Source organism: Micromonospora sp. KC207, from assembly GCF_004348615.1.
GTDB lineage: Bacteria > Actinomycetota > Actinomycetes > Mycobacteriales > Micromonosporaceae > Micromonospora.
The window spans coordinates 26,774-37,605 of sequence record NZ_SMKJ01000027.1 but is presented as its reverse complement, the minus strand read 5'-3'; the positions used below and the strand labels follow the sequence as shown (position 1 = coordinate 37,605).

The window sequence follows — 10,832 nt, the reverse complement described above, 5'->3', positions numbered from 1 at the left end:
GGGCGGGCGGGGGCGCCCGCCGGTCGGGCCGGTACCAGCTCACGCAGCAGTGCCGGCACCCCGTCCTGGCGGGTCCGCAGCGCCGCGGTGTCCAGGCGTACCGGCACCAGGGCCGGTTCGGTGCAGCGCAGCGCGGCGTCGAGGGCGTCGAGGCTCTCCTCCGGGGTCATCGGCGCCAGCCCGAGCCGGTCGATCCGGTGCCGGTCGGCCGGGGCCAGCTCGGCGCCCATGCCCTGCGGCCCGGACCACAGCCCCCAGGCCAGCGCGAGCCCGGGCAGTCCGAGCGCGCGCCGGTACCCGGCCAGCGCGTCCAGGAACGTGTTGCCGGCCGCGTAGTTGCCCTGCCCGGCGCCGTCGAGCAGGCCGGCCGACGAGGAGAACAGCACGAACGCCGCGAGGTCCAGGTGCCGGGTCAGCTCGTGCAGGTGCCAGGCGGCGTCCAGCTTGGCGCGCAGCGCGGTGTCCAGCTGTGCCGGGGTGAGCGTACCGATCATGCCGTTGTCGAGCGCTCCGGCCGCGTGCACCACCGCGGTCAACGGGTGGTCGGCGGGCACCCCGGCGAGCAGCTCGGCCAGCGCGGCCGGGTCAGCCACGTCGCAGGCCACCACCCGGGCCGTCGCGCCCAGCCCGGCCAGCTCGGCGACCAGCTCGGCGACGCCCGGGGCGGCCGGACCGCGCCGGCTGGCCAGCAGCAGCCGGGACACCCCGTGGGCGGTGGCCAGGTGCCGGGCGACCAGCCGACCCAGCCCACCGGTACCGCCGGTGACCAGCACCGTACCCGCGGGATCCCAGTCGACCGGCTGTTCGGCCGGGCGTACCCGGGCCAGCCTCGGGGCCAGCAGCATTCCACCGTCCAGCCGCAGCTCCGGCTCACCGGCGGACAGCGCGGCGCGCAGCAGGCACGTGGGCAGCGCCGCCTCGTCCAGGTCGAGCAGGACGAACCGGCCCGGGTGTTCGGCCTGCGCGGAGCGCACCAGGCCCGGCACCGGGGCGCCGGCCAGCCCGGCCGGGCCGGTGCCCCCCCGGGTGACGACGACCAGCCGGGACCCGGTGAACCGGGCATCGGCGAGCCACTCCTGGACCACGCCGAGCAGCCGGTGTACCGCCGCCCGCGCCGCCGGCACCAGGTCCTCCGCGAGGTCCGGCCGGACCGGGACCACCACGATGTCCGGGACCCCGGCCGCGGCCAGCGCCGCCAGGTCCGGAAAGGTCGGCGCGTCCAGCCCGAGCGGATCCGGCCCGAGCACCGCCACCGCCCCGGACTGGTCGCCCACCGCGTCCACCACGTCGACCGGCCGCCACTCCACCCGCAGCAGCGGCCGGTCCCGGCCGGCCCGCAGCGCCTCGGCGGGCACCGACCGGGAGCGCAGCGACGCCACGGACGCCACCGGCGCGCCGGACGGGTCGGCCAGGGTCAACGACGTCCCACCACCGGGGGCCGGCGAGATCCGCACCCGCAGCCGGGTGCCGCAGGCCGCGAACCGGCGTACCCCGGTCCAGGCGAACGGCAGGTGCAGCGAGCCCGGCTCCGCCTCCGCGGGGGTGTCGATCGCGTGCAGCACCGCGTCCAGCAGCGCCGGGTGCGGGTCGAAGCCGTCGGCCGCGGCGGTGGCCGGCAACTCCACCTCGGCGAAGGTGTCCGTGCCGCGCCGCCAGACCGCGCGCAGACCACGGAACGCCGGGCCGTAGCCGTAGCCTTCGGCGGCCAGCCGGGGATAGAGGTCGTCCATCGGGACCGGCCGTGCGCCCTCGGGCGGCCAGGTGGCCAGCTCGACCGGGGTGACCCCGGCGGCCGGCGCCAGGTGCCCGGCGGCGTGCCGGGTCCAGGTCGTGGCCACGGGCTCGGCCTCCGACCGGGAGTAGAACTCGATCGTCCGGCGCCCGTCGTCACCCGCCGCCCCGACAACGACCTGCATCGCGATGCCGCCCTGCGGGGCCAGGACCAGCGGGGTGTGCAGGGTCAGCTCCTCCACGCACCCGCCGCCGGAGTGCTCCACGGCGCGCATCGCCATCTCCACGAACGCGGTGCCGGGCAGCACGATCTCACCGGCGATGGTGTGGTCGGCCAGCCAGGGCTGGGTGGTGACGGACACCCGGCCGGTCAGCACGATGCCGGCCGAGTCGGCGACCCCGACCACCGCGGGCAGCAGCGGGTGGGCCGACGCCACCTGGCCGAGGGTGCCCGGGTCGGCGGACCGGGCCGGCGGGCTGAGCCAGAAATGGCTGCTCTGGAAGGGGTACGTGGGCAGGTCGACGCGGCGGTAGGAGTGTCCACTGTAGAAGGACGACCAGCGTACCGGTCCGCCCCGGGCGAACACGGTCGCCAGCGCGGCCAGCAGCGTCGCCCCGCCGGTGCCCCGCCGCATGGTCGGGGCGACCGCGATCTCCTCCCCGGCCAGCCCGTCGCGGGCCAGCCCGGTGAGCACCTGATCCGGGCCCAGCTCCAGGCAGGTACGCACGCCGAGGCCGGCCAGCGCCCGTACCCCGTCGGCGAAGCGCACCGGCTGGCGCACCTGGCGTACCCAGTACTCCGGGGTGCCCAGCTCCTCGGCGGTGGCCGGCCGGCCGGTCACGTTGCTGATCACCAGGAGCCGGGGCGGCGCGTAGCTCACCGCCCGCAGAACCCGGCGGAAGTCGGCCAGCATCGGGTCCATCAGCGACGAGTGGAACGCGTGCGAGACGCGCAGCCGGCGGCCCCCGCCGAACGCGGCGGCGACCCGGTCCACCTCGTCCCGCTGGCCGGAGACCACGACCGAGCGGGGGCCGTTCACCGCGGCGATGTCGACCCCGCCGGTCAGCCGGGTGCGTACCTCCGGCTCGGTGGCGGTCACCGCGACCATGGCGCCGCCGGACGGCAGGGCCTGCATCAGGCTGGCTCGGGCGGCGACCACCAGGCAGGCGTCGGCGAGCGACCAGACCCCGGCGAGGTGCGCCGCGACCAACTCGCCGATCGAGTGGCCGAGTAGTGCCTCGGGTGCCACGCCCCAGGACTCCAACAGCCGGTACAGCGCCACCTCGACCGCGAAGATCGCGCACTGGGCGTACCCGGTCTGCTCCAGCGTCGTCGCGTCGGTCCCCCACAGCGCGTCGCGCAGCGGCCGGTCCAGATGGACGTCCAGGTGGTCGAGCGCCTCGTCCAGAGCCTCGGCGTACACCGGGAAGCCGCGGTAGAGGTCCCGACCCATGCCCGGCCGCTGGGTGCCCTGGCCGGTGAAGAGCATGGCCACCCCGCCGGGCGCGGCGCTGTCCACAACGGCTCCGGCGCCCTGGGCCACGGCCGTCAGGCCGTCCCGCGCCTGCGTTGGATCACGGGCCACCACCACGGCCCGGTGCTCCAGCGCGGCCCGCGTGGTGGCCAGGGCATGGCCGAGGTCCGGCAGCTCGGCCCGGTCCAGCACCGGCAGCAGCCGACGAGCCTGCTCCCGCAGCGCCGCCGCCGACCGCGCGGAGAGCACCAGCGGTACGGCCGCCGGTGGGTCGTCGGGGGTATCGGTGCTGATGGGATCCGGGTCCTCGGCCGCCTCCAGGATCAGGTGGGCGTTGGTGCCGCTGACCCCGAACGAGGAGACCCCGGCCCGGCGCGGGCGATCGGTCCGCGGCCAGTCCCGCGCCTCGGTGAGGAGTTGAACCGAGCCGTCCGACCAGTCCACGTCCGGGGTCGGCTGGTCGACATGCAGGCTCCGGGGCAGCACCGCGTACCGCAACGCCATGATCATTTTGATCACACCGGCCGCGCCGGCCGCCGCCTGGGTGTGCCCGATGTTCGACTTGACCGAGCCCAGCCAGAGGATCCGCTCAGCCTCCCGGCCGTACGTGGCCAGCAGCGCACCTGCCTCGATCGGGTCGCCGAGCCGGGTGCCGGTGCCGTGCGCCTCCACCGCGTCCACATCGGCGGGGCGCAGCCGGGCATCGGCCAGGGCCCGCCGGATCAGCCGCTGCTGGGCCAGCCCGCTCGGCGCGGTCAGCCCGTTCGAGGCGCCGTCCGAGTTGATCGCGGTACCCCGGATCACGGCGAGGACCCGGTGCCCGTGACGAACCGCGTCGGAGAGCCGCTCCAGCACGAACAGCCCGACGCCCTCGCTGAACCCGGTGCCGTCGGCCGCCGCCGCGAACGCCTTGCACAACCCGTCCGGAGCCAGCCCGCGCTGCCGGCTGAACGCGGTGAAGGTGCCCGGCCCGGCCATCACCGCCACCCCGCCGGCCAGCGCCAGCGGGCACTCGCCACGCCGCAGTGCCTGGACGGCCAGGTGCACCGCGACCAGCGAGCCCGAGCAGGCGGTGTCCACGGTGAGCGTCGGCCCCTCCAGCCCGAACACGTACGCGACCCGGCCGGAGATCACGCTCGGCGCGTTGCCGGTCAGCAGGTAGCCGTCCAGCGAGCCGGGCGCTTCGGGCAGCCGGGGACCGTACTCCTGCGCCTCCGCTCCGATGAACACGCCGGTCGGGGTGCCGCGCAGCGCCGTGGGATCGATCGCCGCGCGCTCCAGCGCCTCCCAGGCGGTTTCCAGCACCAGCCGCTGCTGGGGTTCCATGGCCGAGGCTTCCCGGGGCGCGATGCCGAAGAAATCGGCGTCGAAGTGGGCGGCGTCCGGCAGGAACCCGCCGACCCGTACGTAGCTGCTGCCCGGCCGGTTCGGGTCCGGATCGTAGAGCCTCTCCAGGTCCCAGCCCCGATCGGTGGGGAACCCGGACTGCACGTGCCGGCCGTCGGCGACCAGCCGCCAGAGGTCCTCCGCGGAGCGGATCCCGCCCGGGTACCGGCAGCCGATCCCGATGACCGCCACCGGCTCCGCCGCGTCCCCGATGGCCGGCTCGACCGGCATTCCGGCATCGCCGACCGCCGCACCCCCCAACCGAGCGCACAGGTATCCGGCCAGCTGCGCCGGCGTGGGGTGGTCGAACGCGACGGTGACCGGCAGGTCCAGGCCGGTCTCGGCGACCAGCCGGGCGTGCAGCTCCACCGTGGCCAGCGAGTCCAGGCCCAGGTCGCGGAACGGCACGGTCGGGTCCACCGGCTCGACCGTTACCGGCATGACCTCGCGGAGCACGGCGGTGGTGTGCTCCTGGACCAGCCGGTGCAGCAGACGCTCCCGCTCGGCGGCGGTCAATGCGGTCATTGCGGTCAATTCGGCGATCGCGGCCTCGTCCATCGCGCCACTCCCATCGTCGTTCGCGGTCATCACCAGGTGACCGGCAGCCGAGCGGGGCCGCGCACGATCACGCCGTACTTCCACCGCACTCCGGCCCGCCCCTCGGCCAGCCGCAGCCCGGGCAGCCGGGTGAGCAGTTCGGTCAGCGCCTCCTGCAGCTCCAACCGGGCCAGTTGGGCACCGATGCAGTGGTGCGGCCCGTGCCCAAAGGCCAGGTGCGGGTTGTTGCGCCGGGTCAGGTCGATGCGCTCCGGATCGGCGAAGACCTCCGGGTCCCGGTTGCCGGCGGCCAGGGCGGGCAGCACCGGGTCGCCGGCGCGGACGACCACGTCGCCGAAGGCGACGTCGGCCAGCGCGTAGCGGGCGAACATCGCGGCCGTGTTGATCGGGACGAAGCGCAGCAGCTCCTCGACCGCGGTCGGCATCAGCTCCGGCGAGCCGCCCAGCAGGGCGAGCTGCTCCGGGTGGGTGAGCAGGGTGAACACAAAGCTCGGCAGGCCCGAGGAGACCGTCTCCACGCCGCCGGTGAGCAGCCCGGGCCCGGCGATCGAGATGAGCTCGTCCTCGGACAGCTTGTCGCCGTTGTCCCGGGCCCGCACCAGCGCGCCCAACAGGTCGTCGGTGGGCTCGCGGCGACGCTGCGCGACCAGCCCGGCCATGTAGTCGCCGAGCGCGTCGCCGAGCTCGAAGAACACCTCGCGCTTGGCGGTCGCGTCGTCGGTCAGACCCTCGGTCCACTCCCGAAAGATCTGGTGGTCGGCGAAGGGTACCCCCAGCAGGTCACAGATCACCGAGACCGGCAGCGGGCGGGCGAACTCCTCGACCAGGTCGGCTGGCGGCCCCTTGGCCACCATCGCGTCGACCAGGCGGCGGGCCCGGTTCCGCACGTCGGCCCGCATCGCCTCGACCCGCCGCGCGGTGAACGCCTTGCCGACCAGCCGGCGCAGCCGGGTGTGGTCCGGCGGGTCCATGCCCATGATGCCGTCGCCGTCCAACTGCCGGCGCAGCCTCGGCTGGTCCAGTCCCTGGGCGATGGCCCGGCTGAACCGCGGGTCGGTCAGCACCACCTTCACGTCGGCGTACCGGGTGGCCAGCCAGGCCGGTTCGCCGTACGGCAACTGCACCCGGCTCATCGGCTCGTCCCGGCGCAGCGTCGCGTACAGCGGCGAGCTGTCGATCTCGTGCATCTCGAACGGATAGTCGCGGATCGGACCGCCGGAGACCATCAGACCTCCTTGAGATGGGGCGCGTCGAAGGTGCGCTGCGTGTAGGAGAGGGCGGACAGCAGCTCGGTCGAGCCGACCGGGTCCCGGCGGCGCAGTTCCGCCAGGCCGCCGAGCGGCAGGTTGCCCAGCCGGGTCCAGCGCAGGGTGCCGTCCTCGTCCAGGTGGCTGCGGCTGCGCCCGGCGTTGTCCGGGTGGATGCAGTAGGGCACGTCCAGCAGCCCGCGCCGGAACGCCAGGACGATGGCCCGCCCGAGGTCGGGGGCGCCGTCCAGCACCGCCTCGACGATCGCACGCGCCTCCCGGTAGACCTGGCCCCCGGACGCCGCGGGGGCCGCCGGCCGGGGGATGGCCCGGGCGGTCGCCGCGGCGTGCTCCAGGGCGGCCACGTTCTCCGCGATCGTCGGGATGCGGTACGCCTCGGCGACCGTCTTGACGATCAGCCGCTGCGCGCCGCCGGCGACCGCGAGCCGCACCGCCTCGGCGAACAGCCGGCGCGCGCCGGCCGGGGTGCGCGGTGCCAGGCCCATGTAGGCGTACACCACCACGTGGGTGTCCGCGCCGGGCAGCAGCTCGGCGCAGAGCCGGCGCAGCGCGGTCACCGCCTCTAGATCCTGGGCCGGGTTGGTCTGCTGGGCGTAGCTGACCGAGATGGACCGCAGCCCTATCCGGTGGAAGAACAGCGCCTCCAGCACGCTGATCGCGACCAGTTCGCTGGGCGGGCAGAGCTGGCCCAGCATGCAGCCGCCGAACGTCTCCAGGTGCGGCTCCACCCCGTCCTGGCGGGTGGTCAGCAGCAGCTCGCAGGCGGCCGCCCAGTTCGCCACCGACTCGGCCAGCGGGGTCCGGCCGTAGGGCAGGCAGTACGACACCGGGCCACCCTCTGTGGCGTGCAGGCCGGCCCGGATCAGCGCGGCGAAGATGTCCAGCGGCCGGGCGGACCCGTGGCGCACCTGCACCGGGAAGTCCTCGGCCAGCACCCCGTCCAGCACCGCCCGGGTGGTGTCCACCGGATGGTTGACGATCGGGTACCCGTTGAGCGCGATTCCCTGGCGCAGCGCGTGTCCCGCGGCGTCCAGGTCGCCGACCCGGGTGTAGCTGTCCAGCGTGATGGTGCCCACCGTGGCGGCGTCCGCCTGCCGGGTGGCCAGCAGCCCGGCGCGCATGAGGGTCGGGGCGGCGAAGCCCATCCGGGGCTGCACCACCAGCGCGCCCCGGGCGTGCCGCCAGCGGACGAAATCCCCGAAGTTCACGGCCGGCCCACGGCGACCCGGCCGGCCACGAACCGCCGGAACGACTCGATCGCGTCGGGCCGGTCGTCGTAGACCGCGTCGAAGCCGGCGTCCCGCAGTTCGGCCACCCGCTCGGCCCGGTGCTCGCCGGAGACGCCGAGCTTGCCGCCCAGCACGATGGGCATGCCGGCCAGCCCGGCGGCGCCGCGCAGCTGCCCGATCACGCGCAGCCCGTCCTGGTAGCCGTGGCCGTTGACGCTGCTGAGCACGACCAGCGCGGGCCGGCGGATCCGGCATTGCTCGACCAGCAGCCGGTCCGGCACGCACGGGCCCAGGTTGGTCACCTCGAAGCCCAGCTCCTCGACCAGCATCTGGAGGAAGACCAGGTTCCAGGTGTGCGCGTCCGAGGCCATGCTGCTGACCACCGCGGTCGGGTGGCCGTCACGCGACGCCGCGGGGTGCGGGTCGAGTCGCACGGTCGACGTCACGATGGGGCTCCCTTCGACAGCGGTACCCGGCGCGGCTCCAGCCGGGACACCGACACCACCTCGCCGTTGCGGACCGTCACCTCGGCCGGAGCCGGGCGGCTCAGGAAGCCGAGCAGGCTGGCGGTGATCCCGTACGCGCCGACGTTCGGTATCCGCACCACGTCACCGGCGGCGAGGATCGGCACCTGGACATCCCGGCCGAGCAGGTCCCCGGGAGTACACAGTGGACCGACGAGGCTGGCTCGCTCGGTCGCGTCGGCGCCGTCCAGGCACACCGCCATCGGCAGCAGCCGGCCCAGGCCGGAGAGTCCACCGATCGCGTTGATCCCGGCGTCCACGATCACGTAGGTCTGCCCCCGGCCCCGCTTGACGTTCACCACGCCGCACAGCAGCGTCCCGCACCCGGCGACCAGATAGCGGCCGGATTCGCAGGCCAGCCGGGGGGTGCCGGTACGCCACCGGGGCAGGTTCAGGTCGAGCAGCCGCTCCAGCTCGGTACGCAGCTTCGGGTAGACCACCGGGGCGCCCGGCACCGCGTACGGCGCGGCGAACCCGCCGCCCAGGTCCAGCAGCTCCAGCGGCAGGCCGGAGTCGACGGCCAGCCCGGCCGCCAGCTCGACCACCTGCTCGAACTCGGCGACCAGGTTGGACTCGTCGCCGGCGTTGCTCATCGTGAAGAAGTGCGCGCCGACCAGCCGGGCCCCGCGGGTCGCGCGCAGCTCCGGCAGCAGCGCCGGCAGACTCTCCAGATCCAGGCCGAACTGGGACGGCCGGCCCATCATCCGGATGCCGGTGGCGGCCCCGGCCGTGGTGCAGTTGATCCGCAGCAGGCATTCGGCCACCGCGCCGTACCGCTCCGCGACCGCGCCGATGCGCCGCAGATCGGTCGGTGACTCGGCGGAGAACAGCCGGACCCCGCGGGCGATCGCGACGGCCAGCTCGGTGTCCGTCTTGCCCGGTCCGGTGTAGAGGCACTCCCCCGCGGCGTACCCCGCGGCGAGCGCGGCGTCCAGCTCGCCGGTCGAGCTGATCTCGGCGCGGCAGGCCGGTCCGGACCCGTCCCGCAGCGCGCCGGCCACGTCCGGGTGCGGGTTGGCCTTCACCGCGTAGAAGAGGTCGAATCCGCTGGGCAGGGCGGCGAACAACCGGGACCGGGCCTCGGCCACCCGATCCAGGTCGTAGACGTAGAGCGGGGTACCGAATCGCTCGGCCAGCTCGCCGGCCAGCTCGTCCGGGCCGGTCATCGGGCCGCCCTCGCCCGCAGCTCCCGGATGGCGTTCTTGCCGTGCGCGGTGAGCGGCACCTTGTCCACCACGTGGCACACCGCCGGTACCTTCGCCGGCTCCAGCCGCTGGGCCAGCTCGCGCAGCACGGCGTGCGGCGCCAGATCGGCCTCGACGTAGACGGCCAGGTCGAGTTCGCCGGTCGGGGGCACCGCGGCGGCGGCGCGTACCCCGGGAATGTCCATCGCGGCCGCCTCGATCTCGAGGGTGCTCATCCGGATGCCCTTGCGCTTGAACATGTCGTCGGACCGCCCGGTGAAGTAGAGGAACCCGTCCGCGTCCATGTGCCCGTAGTCGCCGGTGTGCAGGCGCCGCACGCCCGTGACCGGATCGGGCCGGAAGGTACGCGCGGTCAGCTCCGGGTCGCCCCAGTAGCCGGGCATCACGTGCGGGCCGGACACCACGATCTCGCCGATCTGGCCGGGCGGCAGCGGGCGGCCCTCGGAGTCGATGACCGCCACGGTGGTACCGGGCAGCGGCCGGCCGACCGCCCCCAGCCTTGCGCCGTCCTGCTCCGGCGGCATGATGGCGATCCGCTTGCACTCGGTCTGGCCGAACTGGCGGACCACCCGGGCGCCGGGGAACGCGGCGCGCAGCCGGGCGATGGTGGTCGCGGACAGCGCGGCACCGGTGTTGGTGAACATCCGCACGGTGTCTTGGGCCGGGGCGGTGAATTCCCGATCCACGTGGGTGAGGATCATCGTGGCCAGCGACGGCACTATCGGCACCACCGTCGCGCCCACCTCGCGCATCCGGGCAAGCAGCACCGGATCCGCCTCGGCGCCGGCGAATACCAGCTCGGCGCGGCCGAGGCAGCACAGCAACACCTTGTAGAGGCCGTAGTCCCAGGACATCGGGAACCGGCAGAAGACCACGTCGTCGCCGCGGTAGCCGAGCACCGCCTGGATCGCCCGGGACGCGAAGGTGAGCTGCGCGTGCGGCCCGATGACGCCCTTCGGCGTGGCGGTGCTGCCGGAGGTGTACATCAGCACCGCCACGTCGTCCGGGGCGACCCGGACCGGATCGGCGCGGCCGGCCGAGCGCAGCCGGCGCACCTGCGTCCACACCTCCGCCGCGTCGGCCTCGGCCAGGAACATCCGGGGCTGCGCGCCGGCCAGCACGGAGCGCAGCTGGAACGGCTTCATCGCGGGATTCAGCGGTACGAACACCGCGCCCCGACGGGACACCCCGAAGAACATCGCGACCAGCTCCCGGGTCGTCGGCCACTGCACCGCGACCCGGTCGCCCGGCCGCACGCCCCGGGATTCCAGCCAGGCGGCGACCGCGTGGCTCCATGCGGCGAGTTCGGCATAGGACCACCCGCCGGCGGCGTCGCGTACCGCGGGGGATCCGGCTGCGGCGGCGGCCGCGGCGTCCAGTAAAGAGTGCACTGTCGACTCATCGGACAAGGGCTTCAACAGGTCCAACGCAACGCTCCCGAGCAGGCCCGCAAGCG

At 74.7% G+C, this 10,832-nt stretch carries 6 protein-coding genes; all 6 read right to left on the bottom strand.

The features are described from left to right. On the bottom strand, nucleotides 1-5,150 hold a 5,150-nt coding region (locus E1258_RS05855; RefSeq protein WP_132397516.1), incomplete at its 3' end, for a type I polyketide synthase. Nucleotides 5,151-5,179: 29 nt separating this feature from the next. Beyond that, nucleotides 5,180-6,376, bottom strand: coding sequence for a cytochrome P450 (locus tag E1258_RS05850; protein WP_007076067.1), 1,197 nt, complete (start codon nucleotides 6,374-6,376; stop codon nucleotides 5,180-5,182). Next, nucleotides 6,376-7,626, bottom strand: a complete 1,251-nt coding sequence (locus tag E1258_RS05845) for a methylaspartate mutase (RefSeq protein ID WP_132397514.1) — start codon at nucleotides 7,624-7,626, stop codon at nucleotides 6,376-6,378. Before E1258_RS05845 ends, E1258_RS05850 begins: the two co-directional genes overlap by 1 nt. Further along, nucleotides 7,623-8,093: a cobalamin B12-binding domain-containing protein gene (locus tag E1258_RS05840; RefSeq protein ID WP_132397512.1), complete on the bottom strand. Its 471-nt coding sequence runs from the start codon at nucleotides 8,091-8,093 to the stop codon at nucleotides 7,623-7,625. The genes E1258_RS05845 and E1258_RS05840 overlap by 4 nt, the downstream gene beginning before the upstream one ends. Then, nucleotides 8,090-9,337 carry a type III PLP-dependent enzyme gene (locus E1258_RS05835; RefSeq protein ID WP_132397511.1) on the bottom strand — a complete coding sequence of 416 codons (1,248 nt, stop codon included), beginning with the start codon at nucleotides 9,335-9,337 and terminating at the stop codon, nucleotides 8,090-8,092. Before E1258_RS05835 ends, E1258_RS05840 begins: the two co-directional genes overlap by 4 nt. Then, nucleotides 9,334-10,767, bottom strand: a complete 1,434-nt coding sequence (locus E1258_RS05830) for an AMP-binding protein (RefSeq protein WP_243715223.1) — start codon at nucleotides 10,765-10,767, stop codon at nucleotides 9,334-9,336. Before E1258_RS05830 ends, E1258_RS05835 begins: the two co-directional genes overlap by 4 nt. Nucleotides 10,768-10,832: the final 65 nt, after the last annotated feature.

What these genes read in the sequence shown, in the direction of transcription:
- E1258_RS05850 (WP_007076067.1), bottom strand. Translation starts at nt 6,376, where the DNA reads ATGGTCTCCGGCGGTCCGATCCGCGACTATCCGTTCGAGATGCACGAG.
- E1258_RS05835 (WP_132397511.1), bottom strand. Translation starts at nt 9,337, where the DNA reads ATGACCGGCCCGGACGAGCTGGCCGGCGAGCTGGCCGAGCGATTCGGT.